The following is a 25498-nucleotide window of genomic DNA, read 5'->3' as shown; positions in this document are numbered from 1 at the left end:
GTCGGCTGGGCGAGGTTGGGCGGATCACGGCCTGGATCGGCAGGAGACTGGACCTGGCCGGTGGTTGCCGGGTCGCGAGGGCCTGGCAGGTCGGCGCCTTCGGCCCGGCCGGATCGCCCACTGTCCGGGCTGCGTTGGCCCCGGTCGCCCTCGGCACGGCCGCATCACCGGCCGCAACCGTGGCGATTTCGGCCGCGCGGACTGGGCCGGGTTTGCCGGCCCAGCCTTGTTCGTCAGGCGGCCGAGACCGGGATCTGCAGCTCGGTCACCCAGCCCGTCTCGTCGCCGTCGGTGTGCAGGTAGACCTCGCGGGCGTGGCCCGGTTCGGCGCGGTAGCCATTGTCGTCGATCCAGCGCGCGAGGGCCTGGTACGACTCGGCGATGGTGGCCATCGTGCCGCGGTGGACGAGCGTCGCGGCGTGCGCGAGGGCCGGCAGCTCCACCTCGTCCAGCGCGGCGCCCTCCGGCGACCCGACGTAGGGCGCGCAGGCCTGCACGTGCACCCGATCGTCAGCCGGCTCGTACCAAGCGATGGCCGGCCCGGCGAACTTCAGGCCCGCGCGCTCCATCCGCTCGGCGAGACTCGCGCACAGCCCGCCGACGACAGGCCCGATGTCGTCGTACTCGAACGACTCGGCAATCCCCCCGACGGCCACCACACGAGCACCCTCGACCGGCTTCACCACAACGTCCACTTCGGACATGGTGTCCTCCACTTCGATCAACCGGAGCCTCGCCTCCACGCGCGCCAGCCGCGCCGTCTCCGCCGCAACCCGCTCCGCCAGCTCCCCACGGCGCAACCTGAGCATCCCGCGCAGCTGCTCCGCGCTGGGCCGCTCGTCGAGCACCTCGGCGACCTGCTTGAGCCCGATCCCGAGATCGCTCAACGCCAGGATGCGGTTGAGCCGCGCGAGCTGGTCCGCCGCGTAGTAGCGATACCCACTGTGCGGATCCACCCGCGCCGGCCGGAGCAACCCGAGCGCGTCGTAGTGCCGCAACATCCGCACGGACACGCGGCCGACCTTGGCGAACTCTCCGATGCTGAACATGACACCACCTACGTTCGGGTCTCACACGGTGTCAGAGTCAAGCCCACTTGGCGACGGGTGCGGCCGCCGGTCGCGGCGTCCGCGGTCCGCTCGCATGCCGGGGCTCAGTCCGAACGGTCCCCTCGCACCATTCACCGGCACGCGAAGGGTCACTTCGCGACCGCCCCACCACACGACAGGTCCACTCGCACACCCACCGGTACGCGAACGGTCCCGCCGCGACCGCCCCGCAGCACGACAGGTCCACTCGCACCCACATCACGGCCCGAAAGGTCCATTCGCACCCCACACCACCCCGCGAGAGGTCCACTCGCGACATCGCGGCCGGGCGAACGGTCCCGTCGCGCGGCACAGCTCGAGCGGTCCCCTCGCGACATCGCGGCCAGGCGAACGGTCCGGTCGCGGTTCCGGCACAGGGCGAGCGGCCAACTCGCTCACTCACCAGCGCGCAAGCGGTCCACCCGCCCTTCCATAGCCGCGTGAACGGACCGTTCGCACACTCACCGGCGCGAAAACGACCGGCCCACGGCACGAAAGGCCCACTCGCGCCGTCGTGGCGCAGCGCGAGCGGCCCCCTCGCGACATCGCGGCCAGGCAAACGGTCCGGTCGCGGTTCCGGCACAGGGCGAGCGGCCCACTCGCTCACTCACCAGCGCGCAAGCGGTCCACCCGCCCCGCCATAGCCGCGCGAACGGACCGTTCACACACTCACCGGCGCGCGCGAACGGTCCCGCCGCGGCCGGCCCACGGCACGAAAGGACCACTGGCGCCGCAGCGGCGCCAGTGGTCCACTCACGAGCCCAAGCGAGACCGGAAAACCTCAACCCCCGAACGGCAACCCCACGTAGTTCTCCGCCACGCTGGTCGCTGCGGCGCGCGACGAGGCGGTGTAGCGGAGTTGCGAGAGCTGCAACCGGCGGGCGAACGCGTCGGCGCCCGGGTCGGTGTGGAGCATGGTCGTCATGAACCAGGAGAAGTGTTCGGCGCGCCAGACGCGGCGGAGGCAGGTGTCGGAGTAGGCATCGGCCAGGGCGGGGTCGCCCTTGAGCAGGGCGACCAAGGCGCGCGAGAGGACGCGGACGTCCGCGACGGCCAGGTTCATGCCCTTCGCCCCGGTCGGCGGGACGATGTGGGCGGCGTCGCCGGCGAGGAACAACCGGCCGTGGCGCATGGGTTCGGCGACGAAGCTGCGCATGGGCGTGATGCCCTTGTCGAGGATCGGGCCTTCGCGCAGGGTGAACTCGCCGTCGACCGCCAGGCGCAGGGACAGCTCGGACCAGATGCGGTCGTCGGACCAGGCCGCGAGGTCCTCGGCGGGGTCGACCTGCAGGTAGAGGCGCGTGATTTCCGGCGAGCGCATGCTGTGCAAGGCGAACCCACGCGGGTGGTGCGTGTAGATCAGCTCCTCGTGCGAAGGCGGCGTCTGCGCCAGGACACCCAGCCACGCGAAGGGGTACTCCCGCTCGAAGAACTGCAACACACCGTCCGGAATGGACGGACGAGACACCCCGTGGAAACCGTCGCAGCCGACAACGGCGTCACATTCCAGAACCTGCGCAACACCAGCCGCGTCCACATACCGGACCACCGGACGCGAAGTGTCCACATCAGACACAGCCACGTCCGAAACCTCGAACTCCAACGGCAATCCCTGACGCTCGTGCGCGTCCACGAGGTCCTTCACGATCTCCTGCTGCCCGTACACCGTGATCGATCGCCCGGTGAGCTCGGTCAGCGCGATGCGGTGGTCCTGGCCGTCGAACCGGAGCGAGAAACCCTCGTGCGGCAAGCCTTCCCGCGCCAGCCGGTCGCCGAGGCCGATCTCCGTGAGCAGCTCGACCGTCGGTTGTTCGCAGACCCCCGCGCGCACGCGTTGGCGCACGTACTCGCGATCGCGCGCCTCCAGCACGACGGCCTCCACGCCCTCGGAGTGGAGCAGGTACGAAAGCAGCAGACCGGCCGGGCCGGCGCCGATCACAGCGACCTGGGTGCGCAACGGGGGTACCTCCGAACGAACGAACGAACGTCAAGCCGCGGAACGCGACTTCACATGGGCTTTCAAATCGAACGAGCTGGCTTCGAGATCGGCGTACGACGGACGCAGCTCCGCCGTGAACAGCCGGCGCGCGGCAATGTGGTCGGGTGGGCGGTTCACCGACTCGACGGCGATCAGCACCCCGTCGCGGAACGACAGCACCGAGAACCGCCCCTCGGCCCGATCACCGGTCACCACGGTCTTGTCCGCGTTGGCCAGAATGCCGACGATCTGCAGCTTCGCGCCCGTCTGGTCGGTCCAGAACCACGGCAGGCTGTCGTACGGCGCGGCGTCGCCGGTGATCGCCGCGGCGACGCAGCGGGCCTGGTCGACGGCGTTCTGCACCGACTCCAGCCGCGTCGCCGCGCCCGCGTGGACGCACGGGAAGTTGGCGCAGTCGCCGATCGCGAAGATCTTCGGGTCCTCGGTGCGCAGGTGCTCGTCGACGACCACACCGTTGGTCACGGCCAGCCCGGCCTCCGAAGCGAGCGTCGTCTCCGGCACCACCCCGACCGCGACCACGACCAGGTCGGCGGGCAGGCGCGAGCCGTCGGCCAGCTCGACCGACGAGACGTGCCCGTCGCCGTGCAGAGCCGTAACGCCCGTTCCGAGCAACACCGTGTGGCCGGCTTTTTCGTGCAGTTCCTTGAAAAACGCCGACACCTCCGGCGACGCCACCCGCGCCAGCAGCCGGTCCTGCGCCTCGACGACCGTCACGGGCCGCCCGGCGTGCGAGGCGAACTCCAGCCCGATGAAGCCGCCGCCGATGACCACGACGTTCGAAGCGCTTTCCAACGACGAACGCAGCCGGTCCGCGTCGTCCCGCGTCCGCAGCATCAGCACGCCGTCGAGCTCCGCGCCGGGCACCGGCAGCACCCGGTTCCGCGCGCCAGTGGCCAGCACGAGGTGGTCGTACGGAAGCTCCTCACCCGACTCCAGCACCACCCGCGAGGCGGCCCGGTCCACCGAAGCCACCCGCCCCGGCACCAGCTCGATGCCCTTCTCCGCGAAGAAGTCCTCCGGCCGCAGCCGCAGCTGCTCGTCGCCCGCCGTGCCCTTGAGGTAGGCCTTCGACAGCGGCGGCCGCTGGTACGGCACGCCCGGCTCGTCGCCGACCAGGACCACCCGCCCGGTGAAACCCTTGTCCCGCAACGAAGCCGCGGCCTGGAAGCCGCTCTGGCCGCCGCCGGCGACGAGCACGGTCTCGGGCGAGGATCCTGTGGTCATAACTGCTCCTCCGGCAAACGCAGGACCAGACCGTCGAGGTCCTCGGTCACCGGAAGCTGGCAGGACAGCCTGCTGGTGGCCGCCCTCGGGCTGGCCGTGCAGTCCAACATCTCCTCTTCATCTGAGCACAAGGGCCCAAGATCGTCGAGACGCGCCGGGTCGACGTAGACGTGACAGGTCGCACACATGGCGTTACCGCCGCACTCGGCCACGATCCCGTCCACGCCGTGGTCGAGCGCCACCTGCATCAGCGAGCGACCGACCGTGGCGTCGACGGTGCGGGAGGTCCCGTCGGGCCGCATGTAGGTGACCTTCGGCATCCCGCTCACCGAACCCGGACCGGCAGCGAGGCGAGGCCACGCAGGGTGTTGGACAGCTGGGGCCGCGGCTCGCCGGTGAGCTCGATCGTCGTGACGCGCCGGGCCAGCTCCGCGAGCAGCACCTCGCCTTCGAGCCGCGCGAACATCTGGCCGACGCACGCGTGGACACCCGAGCCGAACCCGACGTGCCCGGCCGCGCGGCGCGTGATGTCGAACGTGTCCGCGTCGGGCCGGCGCCGCGGGTCGCGGTTGGCGGCGGCCAGGAAGAGCAGCACCTTCTCCCCCGCCGGGATCCGCTGGCCGCCGATCTCGACGTCACGCGTGGTGGTGCGGAAGAACGTCTGCACGGGCGACGTGAACTGCACGACCTCTTCGAACGCCGCGCGCGAGCGTTCCGGCTTCTCACGCAGCGCGGCCCACTGGTCGGGGTAGGACGCGAAGCACAACACGGCGTTGCCCAGCGCGTGGACGGTCGTGTCGACGCCGGCGCTCAGGAAGGAGCGCACGAGCAGGGCGCGTTCCTCGGCCGGGTAGTCGGCAGCGGCTTCGTGGATCCGCGCCCCGAGCCCGCCCGGCGCCAGATTCTCGGCGCGGCAGTGCTCGGCGATCCACTCGCGGGCCACGGCGCCGCGCTCCATGGCCTCGGTGACCAGGTGGTTTCGGGGGCCGAAGCCGTTGAACACCATGGCGCCGTACGGCAGCAGGTGCTCACGACCCTCAGCGGGCAGACCGACGGCGTCGGGGAAGACCTTCAGCGGGAAAGCCTCCGCGAAGTCGGGTACGGCGTCGAACTCGCCGCGCTCCACCAGCGAAGCGACGAGCTTCTCCGCTTCACGTGCGAAGGTGTCCCGGTAGGTCTTCACGACCTTCGGCGTCAGCACGCTCGTCACGGTGCGGCGGGCCCGGTCGTGCTCCGGCGCGTCGGCCTCGAGCAGCAGGCTCGGCGGGCGCCACGGCATCTCCTTGCGGAAGTCGCTGAGCCCGACGCCGGCGGACGAGCAGAACGTCTCCGGATCGGTCAACGCCTGCGTGACCTCCTCGGCGCGGGCCATCGCCCACACGTCGTAACGGCCGAGGCGCACGACGGGACCGGCGTCGCGCAGCCGCCGGTGCAGCGGCACGGGGTCGGCCAGGACTTCGTCGGCGAACGGATCGTCGTCGAGGGTGATCACCGGGCCTCCTCAGGTCGTCGGGATGGCCCTCAGCGTGCTGGTTCGCGGCCGTTGACCGCAGCCCGTCTTCCACTGAGTGGAAGGTTTCAGTGGGTCTCGCGGTGCGCGTCTTCGGAAAGCCGCAGCGTGGCGCCGAGCGTGCGTGAAATACCGCGCGCCGCCGCCCGCACGGCCGGGACCAGCGTCAACGGGTCCGTCCCCTCGGCCGGCACGACCACGGAAATCGACGCGACGACCGTGTCCGACGCGCCGCGCACCGCCGCCGCGACGGAGAGGGCGGGCAGCTCGATCTGGCCGTCGCTCACCGCGTAGCCGTTGCGGCGGACGTCGGCCAGCACCCGCCGCAGCTGCTCGGCCGAGCGGATCGTCTTGCCGGTGTAGCGCTTGAGCGGCAGCGCGAGCACCTGCTCCTGCACCTCGGCCGGCGCGTGCGCGAGCAGCACGAGCCCGACGCCCGTCGCGTGCAACGGCAGCCGCCCGCCCACCCGCGAAATCACGTTCACCGCGCGGCGCCCGGAGAGCCGTTCGAGGTACACGACCTCGGCCCCGTCGAGCACGGCCAGCTGCACGTTCTGGTGCGTGGCCTCGTAGAGGTCCTCGAGGAACGGCATCGCGCTCTCCCGCAGCTGCGCCCCGTGCGGCGCGAGCGACGCCACCTCCCACAGCCACAGGCCCACGCGGAACTGCCCCTGCTCGTCGCGCTGCAAAGCCCCGCGCCGCACGAGCTCACCCGCCAGCCGGTGCGTCGTCGACAACGGCAGCCCGGCCCGCCGGCTCAGCTCGGACAGCGTCAACACCGGTCGCTCGGACGTGAACGCGCCCAGCACGTCCAACACCCGCTCCACGACCGACGGTGGCCGCTGCGCGTTGTGCCGCATGGGTGTCAGTCAAGCACCCCTACGGTGCCGGTGTCTCAGGTGAGCACAGGCCAGTGCGCCGCTCGAGTGGCGCGCCGCGTGTCCGGGCCGAGCGGGCACTCAAACCTGCCGATCGTCGGCGAAGTGGCGCATTCGCAACCCCGCGACGCCGCCCACCCATCCGGACGAACGCGCCGCCATCTCGTCCCAGCGAATCGGCGCCGCTGCCTTCGGTGCGACCGCGGCGACGCCGGCCGCACCGTCAAGCACCCTTACGGTGCCGCCAGCAGGTCCGGATCCTTCCTCGCCCCCAGGTGGTTGAACAGGAGGTTCAGCAGGAACGCCAGGATCGACGTCAGCGTGATCGGGCTGCCGCAGATGGTCTGGAGCCACGCGGGGAAGTGCTGGAAGAAGATGGACGTGCCGAAGCGGTCGGTGGCGAAGGCGGGCAGGAGACCGACGCCGAGGGACACCGCGACGATGAACGTGTTGTGGTTGCCCGTGAACTCGACCTTCTTGAGGTTCTGCACGCCCACCGCGGCCACCATCGCGAACATGATCACCGCGACGCCGCCGACGACCGGTTCGGGGATCGAGGCGATGGCCGCGCCGACCTTCGGCACGAGGCCCATCACCACGAGCAGGCCGCCTGTCACGGCGACGACCCAGCGGCTGCGCACGCGGGTCATCTGGACGAGGCCGACGTTCTGCGCGAACGCGGTGTCGGGGAAGGAGTTCATGAAGCCGCCGAGGATGGCGGACAGGCCGTCGGTGGCGAGGCCGCGGGCGACGTCGGCGTCGGTGGCCGGGCGGCCCGTGATCTCGCCGACGGCGATCATGTCGGCGGTGGACTCGGTGAACGTCACCAGCATGACCACGCACATCGACAGCACGGCGGCGATCGGGAACGTCGGCGCGCCGAAGTGCAGCGGGGACGCGAGCCCGAACCAGCTCGCCTGTCCGACTCCGCCGAACTGCGTCAGGCCAAGGGGAATCGCCACGATGAGCCCGACGGCGAGCGCCACCAGCGGCGCGATCTGCGCGACGAACCCGCGCAGCACCCGCGTCAGCAGCACGATCAGCGCCACCACGCCGAGGGCGATGCCGAGGTGCGACGGGGTCGCGTAGTCGGGGGCCTCCGTGTCGTGGCCGGCGATCATCGCCGCGCCCGGGCCGAGCAGCGAGATGCCGATGACCAGCAGCAACGTGCCCGAGACCAGCGGTGGGAAGAACCGGATCATCTTCGCGAACGGCCGTGCCAGCAGGAGCCCGAACACGCCCGAGGCGATCATCGAGCCGTACACCGCGGTGAGGCCGTACTGCGAGGCGATCAGGATCATCGGGTTGACCACGGTGAACGTCGCGCCCGCGACCACCGGCAGCCGCACGCCGATGAGCTTGCCGATGCCGATGGACTGGACCAGCGTGGCGATCCCGGCCACGAAGAGGTCGGCGTTGACCAGCAACGCGATCGTCGCCGCGTCGAGCTTCAGCGCGCTGCCGACGATCAGCGGCACAGCGACCGACCCCGTGTACATGATCGCCATGTGCTGCAGGCCGAGCAGGAGCAGCCGGCCGGCGGGGAGGCCTTGGTCGACCGGGTGTTTGGTCATGGGGGCAGCCCTTTCACGCGGATCCGATCGCGCATCTTCTCACGACGCATACCGCCGGTTTGTGTGTGACGATGCGAGGATGACTCCGCGTCCCCCCTTCCGCGCCGACCACGTCGGGAGCCTGCTGCGGCCGCCGGTTCTGCGCGACGCCCGCCGCCGCCACGCCGCGGGTGAGATCACCGCCGAACAGCTGAAGGCCGTCGAAGACGACGCGATCCGCGACGTGATCAAGATGCAGAAGGTCGCCGGCCTGTCCTCGGCCACCGACGGCGAGTTCCGCCGCGCGTCCTGGCACATGGACTTCATCTACTCACTCGGCGGCATCTCGCAGAGCGACGAGCGCCTGCACGTGAAGTTCCACAACCTCGCCGGCGACCTCGAGTTCAGCCCGCCCGGCCTGCAGGTCGACGGCCGCGTGCGGCTGGACCAGCCGATCTTCGCCGAGCACTTCGCGTTCCTCAAGTCCCACGTGGACGCCGGCATCACCCCGAAGCTCACCATCCCGTCGCCGAGCATGATCTACTACCGCGGCGGCCGGGCGGCGGTGAGTGAGACCGTGTACCCGGACCTGGAGGAGTTCTTCGCCGACCTGGCCACGGCGTACGCGGCGCAGCTGACGGCGATGGGCGAGCTCGGCTGCACGTACCTGCAGCTCGACGACACCAGCCTCGCGTACCTCAACGACCCGGCGCAGCGCGAGCTCGTCGCGCGCATGGGCGGTGACCCGGACACCCTGCACCTGCGCAACATCCAGCAGATCAACGCGGCGCTGCGCGGCCGGACCGAGGGCATGAGCGTGACGACCCACCTGTGCCGCGGCAACTTCCGCTCGTCGTGGGCGGCTTCGGGCAGCTACGAGTTCGTGGCCGAGGCGCTGTTCGGCGAGCTCGGCGTCGACGGCTTCTTCCTGGAGTTCGACGACGAACGCTCCGGCGGCTTCGAGCCGCTGCGGTTCGTGCCGCCGGGCAAGCGCGTGGTGCTCGGTTTGGTGACCACGAAACGGCCGGAGCTCGAAGACGCGGACACGTTGGTGCGCCGCATCGAGGAAGCTTCGCGGTTCGTCGACATCGACCAGCTCTGCCTCTCGCCGCAGTGCGGTTTCTCGTCGACTGAGGAAGGCAACGAGCTCACCACGGACGACCAGCTGCGCAAGCTGGAGCTCATCGTCTCGACCGCGGAACGGGTGTGGGGCCGGTGATCACCTGCGTGGTCGACTACGTCATCGATCCCGCGAAGATCACCGAGTTCGAACGGTTCGCCCAGGCGTGGATGCGCCTGGTCACCCGCGAAGGCGGCGTGCACCACGGCTACTTCCTGCCCGCCGAAGGGGCGAGTGACGAGGCCAGGGCGTTGTTCAGCTTCGAAAGCCTCGCCGCGTACGAGCAGTACCGCGCGCTCTTCGGCGTTGACCCCGACTTCATCGCGGCCGACCGCATCCGCGACGAGTCCGGTTGCGTCGTGCGGCACCGCCGCACCTTCATGCGGCCGCTGATGCCGGACGACGACAGCTAACCCACGTGCACGAGCGGCCGCCGGTGCGGGTCGGGTTCCGCGCGCCGCAAGACTTCCCGCGTCACGGGGGCGATGTCGCCGTCGCCGAAGATGAGGTAGCGGATGAGGAACTTGAAGGGGTTGCCCTCGGTCCAGGCGAAGTAGATGTGGGGCTGTTTCCCGGTTTCGTCGCGGATGTGCAGCAGCACGGCGGCGATGGCGTTGGCGATCGACGGGCTCTTCATGCGCAGGATCCGGTAGCCCGCGCGCTTTTCGCCGTGGACGCGCAGCGTGGTTTCGAAGTCGGACGCGTCGGAGATCGTCACCTCGAGGAAGAGGATCGCGCAGTCGGTCGGGATGTGGTTGTCCTCGCGGGCTTCGCGTTCCTTGTCGCGGTACTCGGCCTCGTCGCGGGCGTCCGGTTCGTTGGCGATGATGCGGATTTCGCCCGCGCGCACGGCCTTGTCGAGGATCCGCTGGGCCGCCGCGTCGAAGTCGACCTCCTCCACGCGCAGCTCCAGCGACCGCGTCGCGCGCGAGATCATCGACGTCAGCACGATGGCGACGATGAAGAACGCCGCGATCTTCACGCCGTCCGGACGCTCGATCACGTTGGCGATGGTCGTGTAGAGGAACACGAGCGTGATCACCAGGTACGCCACGAACGCCCGCCGCTGCCGGCGCCGGCGGGCCGACAGCGTCACCGCCACGGCGGCCGAGGAGATCAGCACCAGCACGCCCGTCGCGTACGCACCGCCCTGTTCCTCCACGTTGGCGTCGAAGATCAGCGTGATCACGAACGCGATGAGCGCCACCACGATCACCAGCGGCCGCGTCGCGCGGGCCCAGTCGGGAGCCATGCCGTAGCGCGGGAGGTAACGCGGCACGATGTTCAGCAGCCCCGCCATCGCCGACGCGCCGGCGAACCACAGGATCGCGATGGTGCTGACGTCGTAGACCGTGCCGAAGACGTCGCCGAGGTACTGGTGCGCGAGGAACGCGAGCGCACGACCGTTGGCCGCGCCGCCGGGCTGGAACTCCTGCTGCGGGATCAGCACCGTGGTGGCGAAGCTCGACGTGATCAGGAACGCGCTCATCGTCAGCGCCGCGGTGAGCAGCAGCCGGCGCGTGTTGCGGATACGGCCTTCCGGCTCCGGTTCGGTGTCACCGGGCTTGCCCTTCACCAGCGGCATCACCGAAACACCCGTCTCGAAGCCGGACAGGCCCAGCGCCAGCTTCGGGAACACGACCAGCGCCACGCCCACCATCAGCCACGGGTTGGGGTGCTGCGCCACCAGCAGGTTCTGCCAGTCGACCACCAGCTTCGGGCTCGTCACCACGTGCTCGACGGCGGTGGCGACCACGACCACGTTCAGCGCCAGGTACACGCCCACCAGCACCACCGCGACGCCGATCGCCTCGGCGAAGCCCTTGAGGAACACCGCGCCCAGCAACGCGATCAGCACGAGCGTGATCCACAGCTGGCCGTTGTGCAGGGCGGACGGGACGAAGGGGTTCTCGACCACGTGCGCGGTGGCGTCGGCGGCCGAGAGCGTGATGGTGATGACGAAGTCGGTGGCCACGAAACCCAGCAGCACCAGCACGAGCAGCTTGCCGCTCCACCACGACAGGAGCTTCTCCAGCATCGCGATCGAGCCCTGCCCGTGGGGGCTTTCTCGCGCGACGCGGCGGTAGATCGGCAACGCACCACAGAGCGTGAGGATCACGAGCACGACCGTCGCCAACGGTGACAGCACGCCGGCGGCGAGCGCGGCGATGCCGGGCTGGTAGCCGAGCGTGGAGAAGTAGTCGACACCCGTGAGGCACATGACCTTCCACCACGGGTGTTCAGCTTTCTTCGCGGTCTCCCGCTTGCCGCCCTTCAGCTGCTCGGCGCGTTTGTGCTCGCCTTCGAGCAGCCACGTCCGCAGGCCGGGCCTGGTCTTGACGTTCACCACGCCGTGATCATGCCCGGTCAGGACTGGTCAAGACTGGTGATGTCGGTTAACAGCAGCCGAACTCAGATACAGAGAATGCCCAGCACACACGGCCGGTTGGTCTTCGTCGTGGTCGTCGGGGGCGGAGGCGGCGGAGGCTGGTTGTCCGACGAGGTGCCACCCGAACCGGGCGCGGTGCCCGTCGGCGAGGTCGGCGAGTCGGATCCGCTGGTCGCGGTGCCGGAGTTGCTGCTCGACGTCGTGCCGGGCTCACCACCGCCGCGCGGGTTGAGCGGGTCGATGATCGACGTGATCTTCGGGGCGCTGGCCTCGGTGGTCTCGTCGTCGCTCGAAGAGTTCGAGTCGTGGCCCTGCCCGGACCCCGCGATCGTGGCCGGCGGCGGGTTCGACTCCGAGACGCCACCCGCACCGTCGGTACGGTCGGGCATCTCGATGACCTTCATCTCGGTGAGGCGCGTGGCCTCGTCGTTCGCCGTCGTGCCGAACGACACCAGGATCGCCGCGGCGCCACACCCGACGACCACCGCCACCATCACGGCGACCATGCGCCAACGCGAGCGCGAAGGCGGCGGCAGACGTTCGCCCCAACCTTCGCGCACGAGTAGCTCGGCGACCGAAACCTCTTCGTCCACCAGCGGGCCTTTCACCAGGAGTGGGCCATTCATACCGCACCAGGCCACCGAACGGGTGAATAATGACAGAAAGTTCTACGCAGTGTGCGTCACACTAGCGGGTGAGAATCACAGCGGTTTCACAGCTGCCCTTAGCGAAACTCCCAGGATGCCCGGAGAGCCTGGAGTAATGCTGCTGCGAGCCCGACAGCCGGTCACCCTCCGAGACTGGTGGACCCACCGGCTCGTCGGCGAGGCCGCGCCCACCCGGGTGACGCTGACCTGGCGAGCAGTGGGCCGCAGCTTCGCGCGGGCGCTGCCGACCCCCCGGTCGACACCGTTCACGTTCGGTTACCTCATCGTCCTGCTCGGCACCACGCTCGTGCTGCGCTTCGCCGACCCGGTCGTCTCGGCCAAGCTGTTGCAGCTCTCGAGCACCGACGCCCACAACCTCTGGCGCCGCCCGCTGGTCTCCCTGCTCAGCAGCGCGCTGTGGCTCGAAGACGGCGGCTGGCTCGCCTACGCGATCATCTTCACCATCGCGCTCGCCCCGCTCGAACGCCGGTTCGGGCCCGGCCGCACGGCGATCGTCTTCTTCAGCGGCCACGTGCTGGCCACGCTCGCCACGGAAGTGCCCGTGATGCTGCTGATCAGCGGCGGCGTGCTGCCGACGACCGCGAGCCGCTGGCTCGACATCGGCGTGAGCTACGGCTTCTTCACCACGGCGGGCGCGCTCGTGTTCCTGCTGCGCGGCCGGCCGCGCATCGCGGTTCTCGTGGTGATGGAGCTGTTCATCGCCGTGGTCTGGGTGTCCGATTCGCCCGGCAGCCTCGATTCCGTGGTCACCGTGCTCGGCCACGCGTGCGCGGCGCACTTCGGCCTCTTCTACTGGGGCCCACGGCTTCGCGACTCCGTGAACCGGCGTCCGAGGGGCGCGACACCGAGGGAATTCGCGGAGCCGGGGCCCGGCGGCACGTGATATACGAAGGTTCCCCGGCGCATATACACGACTGATCCCTTGGTGGTGTAATCGACGGGCCACACGCCGACACAGGGGGACCGGACGCACTATGGAGGCCGACGCCCTAGCCAAGGCGCAGCTCGCGGAGCTGGCCGAACGCTACCGGCGGCTCGTGGAGCTGAGCGCCGACGCCACCTGCGTGCACGAAAGCGGCGTGATCACCTACGCCAACCCCGCGGCGCTCGATCTCTTCGGCGCCCGGTCGACGGCCGAGGTCGTGGGCCGGCCGGTCACCGACTTCGTGGTGGCCGAACGGGACCGCGCCGAGGAGCCTGCGGCCGAACCGGTCGAAACGGTCGTGAAACGAGTCGACGGCAGCACGTTCGCCGTGGAGACGGTGTCGCTGCGCACCGGCGACGAGGCCGCGTCGGCGATCCAGGTCGTGATCCGCGACGTCGCCGGGCTCCGGGCCGCCGCCACTCAGGCCGCGGTGGTGTCGCAGGTGAGCGACGCGATCATCGCGGTGACCGCGGACGGCATCGTCACGAGCTGGAACCCCGCAGCGGAGACCGTGTACGGGTGGACCGCGGCCGAAGCCGCCGGTCGGCCGGCGCGCGAGCTGCTCGGCGCCGATCCCGATCCCGTGGCGGTCCAGCTCGCGGGAGGCGTGGTGCAGCAGACGCACCACCATCGCGAAGGGGCTCCGCTCTCGGTCCGCGTTTCCGCAGCTGAGATGAATGACGGCCACGTGCTCGTCTGCGCTGACGAGACCGCGCGCCGCCGAGCGGAGCAGCACTACCGCACGGTGGTGGCCGCGCTCGACGAAGGTGTGCTGGTCGTGGGCCCGAAAGGCCTGATCGAGTCGGTGAACCCCGCCGCGAGCCGCATCCTCGGCGTGCCGGCCGACGAGCTGATCGGCGTGCCGTGCTCGTCGCTCGTGCTCTTCGACGAGTCCGGGCACCGGCTGTCCGAGGACGAGCTGCCGTCGATCTCCACGCGCCGCACCGGGATCACGCAGAACGGCCTCGTCCTGCGCCTGCGCCGCGCCGACGGCCGCGATGTGTGGGTGGCGCTGACGTCGCGGCTGCTCAACCCGGACGACCCCGTCGGCGTCTCCGTGGTCACGTCGTTCACCGACATCACCGAACGGCGCGCCATCAGCGCCCGCCTGGCCCACGACGCGACCCACGACCCGTTGACGCGCCTGGCGAACCGCACACTCGTGCTCGACCGGCTCGATCGCCGCGACCGCGTCAACCCGACCACGGTGCTGTTCCTCGACCTCGACAAGTTCAAGATCATCAACGATTCCCTCGGCCACTCCGTCGGCGACCAGGTGCTGCGGATCGTCGGCGAACGCCTGCGCCGCGCCACGGCCGCGGCCGACGTGGTGGGCCGATTCGGGGGTGACGAGTTCGTGGTCGTCACGGCTGGGGCCACGGCCGACGCCGAGGTGCGCTCGCTCGCGGCGCACCTGCGTTCGGTGCTGGCGGAGCCCATTTCCGTGCACGGGCGCGAGCTCCACGTGGACGCGAGCATCGGCATCGTCCTCGTCACGGCGGGCGACCAGCGCAGCGCCGAAGACCTGCTGCGTGACGCGGATGTCGCCATGTACCAAGCAAAAGCGCTCGGCCGCGGGCGGTACGAGTTCTTCGACGTCGCCCTGCGGATGCGAATGCAGCGGCGGCTGCGCATGGAGCAGGACCTGCGCGACGCGGTCCACAGTGGACAGCTGTGGCCCGCGTACCAGCCCGTGGTCGACCTGCACACCGGCGAAATGGTGGGCGTGGAAGCGTTGCTGCGCTGGACGCACCCCACCCACGGCGCGATCTCGCCCGCGGAGTTCATCCCGCTGGCCGAGGAAAGCGAGCTGATCAACGAGATCGGCAAGTTCGTGCTGTGCGACACCACGCGCGAGGTGGCGTCGCTGCGCGCGGCCCGCGGTCTGGACCTGTCGCTGAAGGTGAACCTTTCCGTGCGCCAGCTGGAAGATCCACAGCTGGTGCCGGCCGTGCGCGACGCACTGGCGACGACGGGCCTCCCGGCTTCCGCGTTGTGCCTGGAGGTGACGGAGAGCGCGCTGATGCGCGACGAGGTCGCCGCCGCGGAAGTACTGGCAGCACTGCGTTCCCTCGGCGTGCTGCTCGCGATCGACGACTTCGGCACGGGCTATTCGTCGCTGGCGCAGCTGCGCCGCATGACGCTGGACACGCTGAAGATCGACCGCTCGTTCATCACCGGCATCGCCGACTCCCGCGACGCCGCGGCGATCGTCGCGAGCATCATCGCGATGGCGCACGCGGTCGGCTTGACCGTGGTGGCCGAGGGGGTGGAGACGGCCGAGGAGCTGGCGTTGCTGCGTCAGCTCGGCTGCGACCAGGCCCAGGGGTACCACCTGGGCCGGCCGCTGCCTGCCGCGGAGCTGTTCGCTCAGTAGACCTTCAGCAGTGCGTCGAGTTCTTCGTCGGTGAGCACGATGTCCAGGTCCGCCAACGTCTTCTCCAGCTCTTCGGGCGCGATCGTCCTGGTCACGTCCGTCATCCCGGGCCGGGACTCGGTGAGCTCCCGCCCGATCATGCGGCGCAGCCGGCCGTCCTCCAGTCGCATGAGGACCAGCCGCCCGAAGAACACCGACTTCGGGTGGGTGGAGATGTAGTGGTGGTAGACCTCGTAGTCCACGGGCCGGCTGCGGACCTGCGGGAGGAGCTCGTGGAGGTCTTCCCAGCCGTGCTGGTCCTTCTTCTGGAAGACCCACCAGTCTTCCCGGCGGATGAGCCGGTGCGGCCACCCGCCCTGGTCCACCACCGCGCCGTCCTCGAACGGCATCGGCACGAGCATCCCTGACCCGAACCCGACGTCGACGAGGTACGGCGTGTTCTCCACGGTGACGATCAACGTCATGTGCGTGTACGGCCCGCCCCGGTCGGGCTGCACCCGCGAAACCGTCCGCTGCACGTCGTACCCCAGCCGTTCCGCGACGGCCGCGAAGAGGCCGGCCTGCTCGTAGCAGTACCCGCCTCTTCGCCGCGTGATCAGCTTCTCGCTGACGACGTCCAGCCCGATCCCCCGATGCCGCCCGAGCACGACGTCCACGTTCTCGAACGGAATCGTCTCGACGTGCGCCCGCGTCAACTCCCGCAGCGCCTCGGCTGACGGTGGCCGACGCGGGCGCCCGACCCGCTCGAGGTACGCGTTGACGTCCACGGCGTCGATGTTCCACATGGTGATCAGCGTGCAACCTCGACCTCGGTGCAGGTCAACCCTCGTACTCGACCGGCCGCACCTCCACCGCGGTGTGCTTCGCCTCCGGAACCTCGGCGGCGAGCTCGATCGCCCGGTCCTTCGTGGGGACGTCGACGAGGTAGTAGCCGCAGAGGAAGGTTTCGCTGCCGTGGATGAGGCCGATCTCCGGCTGCGTCTCGCCCTCGCGCACCCGCACGGTGACACTTTCGCCGGGCCCGGCCAGCGCCTTGGTCTCGACGAACTCGGCGGCGTTGTTCTTCATGAAGGCGCCGTGTCCGTCGTACACGTCCTGCTTCGCGCTTTCGGGGAGGCTCTCCCACAGGGCGGGGGTCATGTTGATGGTGAGCAGGTACTTCACGGTGTGCTCCTTGGGTCTCGACGGTGTCTTTCGCCGAGTGGTCGGAGCCGGCGTGGTGGTCCGGACACCGCCGCGCGAAGTTTTTTGCGGATCAGCCGAAGTGGGCCTTCACCCGATTCACCACGGCCCCGAGCAGCCTCGACTTGTACCCGATCGATCGCAGCCACCGTCGTGCGTCTTCAGGCTCGACTGGTCACCACGTATCGCTCATCCTCAATCTCCGCACCCCACAACGCCGGGTCATCCAGTTTCTCGACGCCCGCTTCCCGCCGATGAGCCAGCACGTGTCCCTGACACTCCGCCGCGGTCAGCCCGGCCCCGGTGGACCACCGGCCCTCGATCAGCACGAGCCGCCCGCCGGGCCTCAGCAGCCCGACCCACCGCGCCACCGCGGCCGCGGGATCGGGCATCGCCCACAGCACGTGCCGGCTGAGCACCACGTCGTACGCACCCGCAGGCGGATCCGCCACGTCGCCATGCCGAAACTCGACCTGGACCCCGGCCGCCGCCGCCTTTTCCTCGGCGAGCGCCAGCATCCGCCGGGACAGGTCCACCCCACACACCTCATAGCCGGCCTCGGCCAACAACACGGCGAGACTTCCCGTCCCACAACCCAGATCAACCACGGACGCCGGCGCCTTCGGCAGCAACGACAGCAGAAGCTCCCGCCACGCCTCGCGCACGACGGGGTCGCGCAACCCGTGATCGGGCTGCTCATCGAACTCCGCGGCGTGCGCGTCCCACAGCTCGTGCGTCACGTTCGGCATCCTGCCAGCGGCGTCCGCCACGGAGACGCGCTTCACCTTGCGCGGTTCTCTGAGCCAGGCTTCGAAGAACGCACGCCGCTCCAACCCGCATAGTTTTTCACGCACAGCAAGAAGATTCGGCGAACAAGCCACTCCGAGTGATCACAAGTGGATCTCCGCGAGCGGGAATTCCGGGAATGTCCGGCAGGATTCGGTGCATGCGTTTGTCTCGAAGATTCATCGCCGCCGCCTTCGTGGCGGCGGCTGCCGCAGGATGTTCGACCGGTGCCAACGGAGCCGTCGTGGCGGCGCCGGCCTCCAGCAGCAGTCCTGCGCCCACCACGAGCGCCAGCCCTCCCCCGCCGCCGTTCGTGCCGGCAGTGTCGCCGGCCAAGCTGACGGCGGCGTGTCCGTTTCTGGACTCGGCGGAGATCGCAAAGGCGTTCAGCGACTCGAACATTTACGACAGCAGCGAACAAATCCCGTCAGTCCAGGGCGGGCTCACCGTCTACACCTGCAAGTACCACCGCACCGACGACGACGGTTCCCTTCTGGCAGCCCTCGAGATCGCCGAGACCCCGACAATGGTTGCGCAGAAGACACTGCTGCAAGTCGCCGAACAGGAGTGCGCCGACAAGGCGCAGCCGCTCGGTGAAGCCGCGATCTACTGCCTCAGCAAGGGCAACGGCACCGACATCGCGGTCATCGAGCCGAGCCACGGCGTGACCCGTGTCGCCCACCTCTCCTTGGCCGCTCCGCGCAACGACGGGTTCCGCGCCGGCTACACCACGCTGGCGAAAACCCTCGCCGACCGGCTGTGATCACCACGACACCGGCGGCCGAACCGAAACACAGCAAGTAACACGATCATCGGGGACGTCGCGTCCCGTGGAGGCGGCACGAGCCGCCTCCACCGCGGCGTCCCCGCGATCGTCGCCCCGGCGTTGACGCCACTCGCGCCAAATCCGCCCTCAGACACAAGAAAGCCGCCCTGACGTGAGTCAAGACGGCTTCTTCGAGCGTGGCCAGGGCCGGGGTCGAACCGGCGACCTTCCGCTTTTCAGGCGGACGCTCGTACCAACTGAGCTACCTGGCCGGGAACGCCGGCTAGCAGCCGAACGATCTTGCGACCCTGACGGGACTCGAACCCGCGACCTTCGCCGTGACAGGGCGACGCGCTAACCAACTGCGCCACAGGGCCTTGCTGGTACTACGGTACTGCGTACTCCCAACGGGATTCGAACCCGCGTTGCCGCCTTGAAAGGGCGGAGTCCTAGGCCACTGAACGATGGGAGCCCAGCCGGTTTCGGCGAACCGACCGACCGCGCTCTCAGGTTCCCCCGGGAGCGATTACAAGCATAGGGCACGCCCCCACCGCCTCACACCGGGGGGTGACTAACTCTCCGGCAAGCTCATGACCTGCGACAACAGTGATCCTCCGCGCCGGCGGGGCGAGCCGGCCGGCCGTCGCCCCCAACCGGGCGTCGATCAACCCGGAGACACCCAAGACGCCTCGAGATCCGTCAACAAGTCACACGACAGCCCACACCGACCACCGCACGGCCCGAACCCCACCCGACGGCAGACCTCAGCGCTGAACCGGCGCCTGTCCACCCTCGTCGAGATCGAGGCCGAGCATCTCCAACAGCTGGGCGCAGTCCTCGACCCCCAGTGCGCCGTTGGCGACGGCAAGGCGGGCGCGCCGCACTTGGTCGTCGGAGACGCGTTGGCCGTCGGTGGCCCCGCGTTGCGCCGGCACGCCGCCGCCGGTCAGCGACGTGCTTCCGCCATCGGCACCTTCGTACCGAAGGAGGAACTGTCGAACTTCCACAGACCCGCTCATGGCCCCTCCGCCCGGTTCTGAACAACTGGCCGCGAGGCTAACCAGAGGAAAGCGCCACAGGCAGCCCCCCGGAGAGTGAACCTGGGAACACTCTCCGCACAACCCTGCGCAATCGCCGGACACATTCACAAGATCGTGAATGTGAACCGGAGTGTGGATTTCTCACGGGTTCCACTCGCCCAAGCCCGGAACTCGTGCAACAATCGATGGTGCTGACACACCCCCGGTCAGCGCCTGTGGAGATCCCCTCCGACCCCCGCGTTCCTCCCCCTGGCGCGGGGGTCTCTCCATTTCTGCGCTTTTGCGTGCTGGCCTGCTGAAACCCGCCTTGTGCAACGCGTGAACAGCACATCCACAGACGGTCATTGAACAGCGTTTACCGCTGGGCTGTTCAGGTGATCGAATAGGCTCAATGAGCGACCGAATTGCTTGTGTTGTGTCTCACAGTCGTTTGTTTGCCGAGACCCAACCGTTATCGTGTTCGGGTGCCTCTTCCCTCACTCGGCCGCCTCGGCAGCCGTACGAACCTCAAGGCCGTCTCGTCCGGACGGCACCGCAACGCCGCCAAGCCGGCGGGCGAAGAAGTCGTCGAGGACAAGGAGCTCACCAGCTACCTCGCGGCTCTCGCTCCGGACTCCGACCCCGAAAGCACCGGGACCGGCAAGCGCTTCGGCGAAGCGCAGGTCTACCAGCTGCGCATGAACCTCATCGCGAGCCAGCAGCTCAAGGAGATCGCCAACGAGCGCGACATCTCCCCGCAGGCGCTGGCGATGGAGTGGATCCTGGAGCGCCTCTCCTGGGAGGGCCAGGCCGCGTCGGCGCAGGATCGCCGGCACTCCGACGCCATGACCGACGAGTTCAGCTTCCCCCAGGGTTCCTTCGACGAACCGCTTCTCCCCCGCTGACCGAAGCGCGACGAACACAGCCGAGAAAGCCCCCGGTGCACCAGCGCCGGGGGCTTTTCCGTGACCGGAAGTCACGCTGCGTCAGGGAAACCACGCTGTGTCAACAAAACGGTGTCACACAACAACAAAAAGAAACTCCCGGCGAGCGACTCGCCGGGAGTTCCTTACTCAGGCCTGAGAAAACGCGTTGGGCCTGTCTCAGATCGGGCGGACCTTCTGGGCCTGGGGGCCCTTCTGGCCCTGGCCGACCTCGAACTCCACTCGCTGGTTCTCCTCGAGGGTGCGGAAGCCGCGCCCGTCGATCTCCGAGTAGTGCACGAACACGTCACCCTCACCGCCATCCTGAGCGATGAAGCCGAAGCCCTTCTCCGCGTTGAACCACTTCACAGTGCCTTGCGCCACCGCTGTACTCCTCGTAACAGATCCGCTTCGAATGCCACCGAAGCGGCACCCCGGCCGTCCCGGGCGGTTCCAACGAGTCGAGCGAAGAGCTGTCGGGCCCCACGGCTCGCGTCAGAAGTTCCGCGAGTGTGAAGCCACGAACACGCAAAACGACGGCCTGCTCAGCAGCCTACCGGGATCTGGCCAAATCTGAAGCCCGTGATCTCGCGGATCGGTTCACAGACTCGCACGTCACCGGAACGTCGTATCGCCGCCTACGCAGCGCTGTCAGTGGTGCCGGTTACGCTGATCGAGCACGGCCGCGCCGGACATCACCGTGCACGTCCCGGAGTCGTCTGGACCCCGTACGTGAGCATGATGAGGGTCGGTGTGACATTGGTCACTATTCGATCGATCAACGTTCGGGCTCTTCGGGACGTCTGGGTGGTTGGGGTTGTCCAGGGGAGATTGGGGATCGGTGTGACTATCCGAAACTTCGCGCGCCGGAGAGCGGGCATCGCGGTTCTGGGGGTCGTCGCCGCGCTCGCGCTCGGTGCGTGCAGCAGCGATCCGGCCACCGTGAGCGCCAGCGGCAACACGGGCGGGGGCCCGACGAAGGCCGCGCCGGTCGCCAAGCCGGCCAGCATCACGCTCGCGCCCGCCGCGAACGCCAAGGACGTGGCGCCGGGTGATCCGGTGAAGGTGAGCGTCGCGGACGGCACGATCGACTCCGTCACGCTGACGAACCCGGACGGCAAGCAGGTGCAGGGCCAGCCGTCCGCGGACAAGACGAGCTGGTCCACGACCGAGGACCTGGGCTACAGCAAGACGTACACCTGGTCCGGCCAGGCGACCGGCAGCGACGGCAAGCAGGTGCAGATCAGCGGCACCTTCACCACCGTGAAGCCGCGCCGGCAGATGGCGGGCAGCCTGAACGTCGGCGACGGCCAGACGTACGGCATCGCGATGCCGATCGCGCTGACGTTCCCGAGCGCCGTGAAGGACAAGGCGTCGGTGGAGAAGGCGCTGTCGGTGGAGACCACGCCGAAGACCGAGGGCTCGTGGGCCTGGCTCAACGGCGACACCTCCGTGCACTGGCGGCCGAAGGAGTACTTCGCGCCGGGCACCGAAGTGAAGGTGAACGCGAACATCTACGGCGTGCCCATGGGCGGCGGCACGTACGGGCGCCAGGACCTCTCCGCGAGCTTCAAGATCGGGCGCTCGCAGATCGTCAAGGGCAACACCACGCAGCACCGCATGCAGGTCATCCGCGACGGCAAGCAGGTGATGGACTTCCCGGTCAGCTACGGCCTCGACTCCGACCCGGGCCGCGTCACCCACAGCGGCGTGCACGTGGTCATGTCGAAGCACGCGACCTACTCGATGAGCAACCCGCGCTACGGCTACACCGACGTCAACGTCCCGTGGGCCGTCCGCATCTCCAACAACGGCGAGTTCATCCACGGCCTCGCGGGCTCCATCTGGGCACAGGGCAAGAAGAACATCTCGCACGGCTGCCTCAACCTGTCGCCCGCCAACGCGAAGATCTACTACGACAGCGTCCTGCCGGGCGACCCGGTGGAGATCACCGGCAGCACCCAGACCCTGACATCGAAGGACGGCGACTACAGCGACTGGACGTACGACTGGGCTTCGTGGAGCAAGTTGTCGGCAGTGTGAGTTTTCGCGGTTTTCGGTGAACGGCCGGGGGTTGGTGCCTCCGGCCGTTTGTCGTTGGTGGGGTCGTTCTGGGAGGCGCAAGCGCTTGCGGTCAGGGCGCGCGGTTGAGTTGCGGACCTTGTGACCGGGTCAGGAACTGGGCCCGAGTTCTCGGGTGGTCGACTGCGGTGTCCGGCGGGCCGACGGTTGCCGGTGGCCAGCGGGGCCCGGTTTGGGTGCACGTCGACGCCTGGCCGCGGAAGATCATGGAGCCCGACGGGACGGCTGGTGCCGACGGGACCAGCCGTTCGGCTTGGCCGAGCGTGGTGTGGGGCATGGTCGATCACGGGCCAGCCGGTGCCGGTGGGCACGGCGGCCCGGCTTGGCCGCGCATCGGGTGAGGCGGGGTGTCGGCGCAGTCGTCGCGATCCGGGCGCGAACGTCGGCGCTGGGTGCGGGAAAAACTTGGCGAACTCGATGCAACCCGCCGTGGCGCCGGCGGCATGACTAGGGCAGAAGAGGCGCCGCCGACCGGGGTGCTCGTGAGTTGAGGAGCTGTTGTGCGTATTCGTTTCGCGTTGAGTGTCGGGGCGTTGCTGCTGGCCGGGGGTGCCGTGACGGGTGGGGCGGTGGCGTTCGCGCAGCCGGCGCCGCCGACGGCGCAGCCGAGCGCGCCTGTCCAGGCGCCGCCGACGGAGGCGACGCGGCCGACGTTGCCGACGCAGCGTCCGACCGAGGTGGCGCCCCCGACCGCGGTGCCGTCGCGCGTGCCGCCGCAGGCTCCGGGCGTGACGGCGCCGGGCGGCGTGCGCGTGCCCACGGCGATCCCCGCGGGGCCGACCGGTGACCTGGACCTGCCGGACATCTGGGGCTGATCGCGCAGGTGATCTCCCGCTCCCGTCCGGTGTCCGGGCCGAGCTCGCCGTGGGACGGCGAGTTCGCCCGGTACTTCGGCGAGCGCGCGCACAGCCTGCGGGCCACGGCGTACCTCCTGTGCGGCGACTGGCATCGCGCCGAGGACCTCACGCAGGCGGCGCTGCTGAAGCTGTACCTCGCGTGGCCGCGCCTGTCCCGGCACGACAGCCTGGACGCGTACGCGCGCAAGATCGTCCTGCGCACGTTCCTCGCCGAGAACCGCCGCAGCCGCTGGAAACGGGAACGCCTGACCGACGCACCCCCCGACGTCCCCACCACGGACACCGAAACCGAACACGACATGCTGGTGCGCCAGGCCCTCGCGGTGCTGGCGCCCCGTCAACGCGCCGTGCTGGTGCTGCGCTACTTCGAGGACCTGTCCGTCGACGAGACGGCCGCCACCCTCGGCTGCAGCACCGGCACGGTGAAGAGCCAGGCCGCCCGCGGCCTGGCCACTCTGCGCAACCGGCTGGGCCCGCACTTCGCGGCCATGGCTGTTCCTGGAGGGAGGTGACTGTTCTGGTGAACCGCGATTTTGGTGGCGTTGACGGCTTGGGTGCAGCTGACGGCTGGGGCTCCGGCGGGGTTGGCGGCTCGGGCTCAGGCGGATCTGACGGCTTCGGCGGCGACTCGATGGGCTCAGGTGGCTTCGGTTCGGAAGGCCATGGCCGCGACTTCGACTCGACTGGCTCGGGCTCCGGCTCAGCTGGCTCCGGCTCGGGCTCGGGCTCCGGCTCGGCTGGCTCCGGCTCAGCTGGCTCGGGCTCTGGCCGCACCTCTGGCTCAGCTGGCTCTGGTTACACCTCTGGCTCCAGCCGCACCTCGGCTGGCGCTGGCTCCGGCCGCGACTTCGACTACGACTCGCATCCCGACTTCGGCTCGATCTCCAACCCCGGCTTCGACCTCGGCTCGGATGCCGACACCAGCTCCGACACCGACGTCCGCGCCCTGTTCTCCACCCTCCCGGACGGCCCACCCCTCACCCTCTCCGCCGCCGACGTCATCAGCGACGGCGCCCGCATCCGACGCCGCCGCAAGCGCCTGGCCGTGGCCGGCAGCTCCGTGGCCACCGCGGCGGTCCTCGTCGTGGCCGGCCTCGCCGTGAGCTTGGCCGTCGGCCGCCACGGCCCGACGGCGCCCGCCCAGCCCGCCGGCCCCGGCGTGTCGACCATCGCGCCGACGCCTCCCCCGTCGAGCTCCCTGCCGACCGCCCCACCCACCGCCGACACGACTGCCCGTCCGCCCGGTGCCCCGACGCCGAGCCGTTCCGCGGTCCAGGCGCCGGGCCAGCCGCCGGCGTCCCTTCCGTCGAGCCCGCGCACGCCCGTCCGCCTTCCGCCGTCGGCCACCACAATCCCCACGCACGCGAGCGCACCCCCGATCGCCACGACCCGCTGAGACACCGCCGCCCGCACGAGTGGACCGTTGAGTCCGACTGACCGGTGCAAGTGGACCGGCCGCGCCGTGTCACCCGCGCGAAAGGACCGATCGTGCCGCGACATCGGCGCGAGCGGACCAGTCGCGCCGCTCCTGCCGCACGAACCGACCCATCGAGCGACCTCGGCTGCGCGACTGGACCAGTCGTGCAGCGCCACCGCGGCGCGAGCGGACCGATCGTGCCGCGCGACCGACACGAGCGGACCAGTCGCGCCGCTCCTGCCGCACGAACGGACCCATCGAGCGACCTCGGCTGCGCGACTGGACCAGTCGTGCAGCGCCACCGCGGCGCGAGCGGACCGATCGTGCCGCGCCACCAGCGCCAGTGGACCAGTCGTGCAGCGCCACCAGCACGAGCGGACCGATCGTGCCGCGCGACCGACACGAGCGGACCAGTCGCGCCGCTCCTGCCGCACGAACGGACCCATCGAGCCGCCTCGGCTGCGCGACTGGACCAGTCGTGCACCGCCACCGCGGCGCGAGCGGACCGATCGTGCAGCGCGACCAGCGCCAGTGGACCGGTCGTGCAGCCTTCGCAGTAGCGCGAGCGGACCAGTCGCGCCGCTCCTGCCGCACGAACGGACCCATCGAGCGACCTCGGCTGTGCGAGTGGACCAGTCGTGCGGCGTTCGCAGCGCCAACGGACCTGTCGCGCGGTCCGGCACGAACGGACCGGTCGAGCCACGACCGCCGCGCGACTGGACCTTTCGAGCCGCG

General features: G+C 69.7%; 24 protein-coding genes and 3 tRNA genes. 10 read left to right on the top strand and 17 right to left on the bottom strand.

Annotated elements, in window-relative coordinates:
- Positions 1–233 precede the first annotated feature (233 nt).
- From AB0878_RS08155 to AB0878_RS08125, 7 genes are all read right to left on the bottom strand, one after another.
- Positions 234–1049, bottom strand: coding sequence for a MerR family transcriptional regulator (locus AB0878_RS08155; RefSeq protein ID WP_366577685.1), 816 nt, complete (start codon positions 1047–1049; stop codon positions 234–236).
- Between the two features lie 820 nt (positions 1050–1869).
- Positions 1870–3045 (bottom strand): 4-hydroxybenzoate 3-monooxygenase, encoded by a 1176-nt coding sequence (locus AB0878_RS08150; RefSeq protein ID WP_366577684.1) that lies wholly within the window; start codon positions 3043–3045, stop codon positions 1870–1872.
- 30 nt (positions 3046–3075) lie between these two features.
- Complete coding sequence (locus AB0878_RS08145) at positions 3076–4311, bottom strand: FAD-dependent oxidoreductase (RefSeq protein ID WP_366577682.1); 1236 nt, start codon at positions 4309–4311, stop codon at positions 3076–3078.
- Positions 4308–4631, bottom strand: coding sequence for a 2Fe-2S iron-sulfur cluster-binding protein (locus AB0878_RS08140; RefSeq protein WP_366577680.1), 324 nt, complete (start codon positions 4629–4631; stop codon positions 4308–4310). The genes AB0878_RS08145 and AB0878_RS08140 overlap by 4 nt, the downstream gene beginning before the upstream one ends.
- A gap of 5 nt (positions 4632–4636) precedes the next feature.
- Positions 4637–5803, bottom strand: a complete 1167-nt coding sequence (locus AB0878_RS08135) for a cytochrome P450 (RefSeq protein ID WP_366577678.1) — start codon at positions 5801–5803, stop codon at positions 4637–4639.
- A gap of 86 nt (positions 5804–5889) precedes the next feature.
- Positions 5890–6681, bottom strand: coding sequence for an IclR family transcriptional regulator (locus tag AB0878_RS08130; RefSeq protein ID WP_366577676.1), 792 nt, complete (start codon positions 6679–6681; stop codon positions 5890–5892).
- A gap of 251 nt (positions 6682–6932) precedes the next feature.
- Positions 6933–8273 carry a nucleobase:cation symporter-2 family protein gene (locus AB0878_RS08125; RefSeq protein WP_366577674.1) on the bottom strand — a complete coding sequence of 447 codons (1341 nt, stop codon included), beginning with the start codon at positions 8271–8273 and terminating at the stop codon, positions 6933–6935.
- A gap of 79 nt (positions 8274–8352) precedes the next feature.
- Here AB0878_RS08125 and AB0878_RS08120 point away from each other — a divergent pair, with 79 nt between their 5' ends.
- A complete protein-coding gene (locus tag AB0878_RS08120; RefSeq protein ID WP_366577672.1) occupies positions 8353–9471 on the top strand; it encodes a 5-methyltetrahydropteroyltriglutamate--homocysteine S-methyltransferase in 1119 nt (372 codons plus the stop codon).
- Positions 9468–9785, top strand: a complete 318-nt coding sequence (locus AB0878_RS08115) for an NIPSNAP family protein (RefSeq protein WP_366577670.1) — start codon at positions 9468–9470, stop codon at positions 9783–9785. The genes AB0878_RS08120 and AB0878_RS08115 overlap by 4 nt, the downstream gene beginning before the upstream one ends.
- Here the strand turns inward: AB0878_RS08115 and AB0878_RS08110 are convergent.
- Positions 9782–11722 (bottom strand): amino acid transporter, encoded by a 1941-nt coding sequence (locus tag AB0878_RS08110; RefSeq protein ID WP_366577668.1) that lies wholly within the window; start codon positions 11720–11722, stop codon positions 9782–9784. The two genes, AB0878_RS08115 and AB0878_RS08110, sit on opposite strands and share 4 nt — an antisense overlap.
- A 62-nt stretch (positions 11723–11784) precedes the next feature.
- Positions 11785–12387 (bottom strand): hypothetical protein, encoded by a 603-nt coding sequence (locus AB0878_RS08105; protein WP_366577666.1) that lies wholly within the window; start codon positions 12385–12387, stop codon positions 11785–11787.
- Positions 12388–12523: 136 nt separating this feature from the next.
- On the opposite strand from AB0878_RS08105, the gene AB0878_RS08100 reads away from it, so the two are divergent.
- Positions 12524–13312: a rhomboid-like protein gene (locus AB0878_RS08100; protein ID WP_366577664.1), complete on the top strand. Its 789-nt coding sequence runs from the start codon at positions 12524–12526 to the stop codon at positions 13310–13312.
- A 91-nt stretch (positions 13313–13403) separates the two neighbouring features.
- A complete protein-coding gene (locus tag AB0878_RS08095; RefSeq protein ID WP_366577663.1) occupies positions 13404–15731 on the top strand; it encodes an EAL domain-containing protein in 2328 nt (775 codons plus the stop codon).
- On the opposite strand, the gene AB0878_RS08090 is transcribed toward AB0878_RS08095, so the two are convergent.
- From AB0878_RS08090 to AB0878_RS08080, 3 genes are all read right to left on the bottom strand, one after another.
- Positions 15725–16516 (bottom strand): arylamine N-acetyltransferase, encoded by a 792-nt coding sequence (locus AB0878_RS08090; RefSeq protein WP_366577661.1) that lies wholly within the window; start codon positions 16514–16516, stop codon positions 15725–15727. The genes AB0878_RS08095 and AB0878_RS08090 overlap by 7 nt on opposite strands.
- Before the next feature lie 34 nt (positions 16517–16550).
- Entirely contained in the window at positions 16551–16895 is a 345-nt protein-coding gene (locus AB0878_RS08085) for a YciI family protein (protein ID WP_366577659.1), read from the bottom strand.
- Positions 16896–17074: 179 nt separating this feature from the next.
- On the bottom strand, positions 17075–17767 hold the full coding sequence (locus tag AB0878_RS08080) for a class I SAM-dependent methyltransferase (protein WP_366577658.1): 693 nt from the start codon (positions 17765–17767) through the stop codon (positions 17075–17077).
- A gap of 176 nt (positions 17768–17943) precedes the next feature.
- On the opposite strand from AB0878_RS08080, the gene AB0878_RS08075 reads away from it, so the two are divergent.
- Entirely contained in the window at positions 17944–18462 is a 519-nt protein-coding gene (locus AB0878_RS08075) for a hypothetical protein (protein ID WP_366577657.1), read from the top strand.
- 201 nt (positions 18463–18663) lie between these two features.
- Here AB0878_RS08075 and AB0878_RS08070 read toward each other — a convergent pair.
- From AB0878_RS08070 to AB0878_RS08055, 4 genes are all read right to left on the bottom strand, one after another.
- Positions 18664–18737 (bottom strand) — tRNA-Phe (locus tag AB0878_RS08070).
- A 31-nt stretch (positions 18738–18768) separates the two neighbouring features.
- Positions 18769–18842 (bottom strand) — tRNA-Asp (locus AB0878_RS08065).
- Between the two features lie 22 nt (positions 18843–18864).
- A tRNA-Glu gene (locus AB0878_RS08060) sits at positions 18865–18937 on the bottom strand.
- A gap of 292 nt (positions 18938–19229) precedes the next feature.
- On the bottom strand, positions 19230–19484 hold the full coding sequence (locus tag AB0878_RS08055) for a hypothetical protein (protein WP_360602346.1): 255 nt from the start codon (positions 19482–19484) through the stop codon (positions 19230–19232).
- A gap of 485 nt (positions 19485–19969) precedes the next feature.
- On the opposite strand from AB0878_RS08055, the gene AB0878_RS08050 reads away from it, so the two are divergent.
- Complete coding sequence (locus tag AB0878_RS08050) at positions 19970–20389, top strand: hypothetical protein (protein ID WP_364044635.1); 420 nt, start codon at positions 19970–19972, stop codon at positions 20387–20389.
- Positions 20390–20587: 198 nt separating this feature from the next.
- Here the strand turns inward: AB0878_RS08050 and AB0878_RS08045 are convergent, their stop codons facing one another.
- On the bottom strand, positions 20588–20791 hold the full coding sequence (locus AB0878_RS08045) for a cold-shock protein (RefSeq protein WP_020669570.1): 204 nt from the start codon (positions 20789–20791) through the stop codon (positions 20588–20590).
- 459 nt (positions 20792–21250) lie between these two features.
- On the opposite strand from AB0878_RS08045, the gene AB0878_RS08040 reads away from it, so the two are divergent.
- From AB0878_RS08040 to AB0878_RS08025, 4 genes are all read left to right on the top strand, one after another.
- Positions 21251–22450, top strand: a complete 1200-nt coding sequence (locus tag AB0878_RS08040; RefSeq protein WP_366577654.1) for an Ig-like domain-containing protein — start codon at positions 21251–21253, stop codon at positions 22448–22450.
- A gap of 539 nt (positions 22451–22989) precedes the next feature.
- Positions 22990–23304, top strand: coding sequence for a hypothetical protein (locus AB0878_RS08035; RefSeq protein WP_366577652.1), 315 nt, complete (start codon positions 22990–22992; stop codon positions 23302–23304).
- Between the two features lie 8 nt (positions 23305–23312).
- Positions 23313–23858: a SigE family RNA polymerase sigma factor gene (locus AB0878_RS08030; RefSeq protein WP_366577650.1), complete on the top strand. Its 546-nt coding sequence runs from the start codon at positions 23313–23315 to the stop codon at positions 23856–23858.
- 119 nt (positions 23859–23977) lie between these two features.
- Positions 23978–24742 carry a hypothetical protein gene (locus AB0878_RS08025; RefSeq protein WP_366577648.1) on the top strand — a complete coding sequence of 255 codons (765 nt, stop codon included), beginning with the start codon at positions 23978–23980 and terminating at the stop codon, positions 24740–24742.
- Positions 24743–25498 lie beyond the last annotated feature (756 nt).

Origin of the sequence: Amycolatopsis sp. NPDC047767, from assembly GCF_040704195.1 — a bacterium.
Lineage (GTDB): Bacteria > Actinomycetota > Actinomycetes > Mycobacteriales > Pseudonocardiaceae > Amycolatopsis.
This window is presented reverse-complemented; position numbering and strand designations above follow the sequence as displayed.

Bases quoted from the DNA above. Each gene is read 5' to 3' on its own strand.
- AB0878_RS08145 (WP_366577682.1), bottom strand. From the start codon at position 4,311: ATGACCACAGGATCCTCGCCCGAGACCGTGCTCGTCGCCGGCGGCGGC.
- AB0878_RS08025 (WP_366577648.1), top strand. From the start codon at position 23,978: ATGGGCTCAGGTGGCTTCGGTTCGGAAGGCCATGGCCGCGACTTCGAC.
- AB0878_RS08120 (WP_366577672.1), top strand. From the start codon at position 8,353: ATGACTCCGCGTCCCCCCTTCCGCGCCGACCACGTCGGGAGCCTGCTG.
- AB0878_RS08100 (WP_366577664.1), top strand. From the start codon at position 12,524: ATGCTGCTGCGAGCCCGACAGCCGGTCACCCTCCGAGACTGGTGGACC.
- AB0878_RS08105 (WP_366577666.1), bottom strand. From the start codon at position 12,387: ATGAATGGCCCACTCCTGGTGAAAGGCCCGCTGGTGGACGAAGAGGTT.
- AB0878_RS08125 (WP_366577674.1), bottom strand. From the start codon at position 8,273: ATGACCAAACACCCGGTCGACCAAGGCCTCCCCGCCGGCCGGCTGCTC.
- AB0878_RS08155 (WP_366577685.1), bottom strand. From the start codon at position 1,049: ATGTTCAGCATCGGAGAGTTCGCCAAGGTCGGCCGCGTGTCCGTGCGG.
- AB0878_RS08095 (WP_366577663.1), top strand. From the start codon at position 13,404: ATGGAGGCCGACGCCCTAGCCAAGGCGCAGCTCGCGGAGCTGGCCGAA.
- AB0878_RS08090 (WP_366577661.1), bottom strand. From the start codon at position 16,516: ATGTGGAACATCGACGCCGTGGACGTCAACGCGTACCTCGAGCGGGTC.
- AB0878_RS08055 (WP_360602346.1), bottom strand. From the start codon at position 19,484: ATGAGCGGGTCTGTGGAAGTTCGACAGTTCCTCCTTCGGTACGAAGGT.
- AB0878_RS08140 (WP_366577680.1), bottom strand. From the start codon at position 4,631: ATGCCGAAGGTCACCTACATGCGGCCCGACGGGACCTCCCGCACCGTC.
- AB0878_RS08130 (WP_366577676.1), bottom strand. From the start codon at position 6,681: ATGCGGCACAACGCGCAGCGGCCACCGTCGGTCGTGGAGCGGGTGTTG.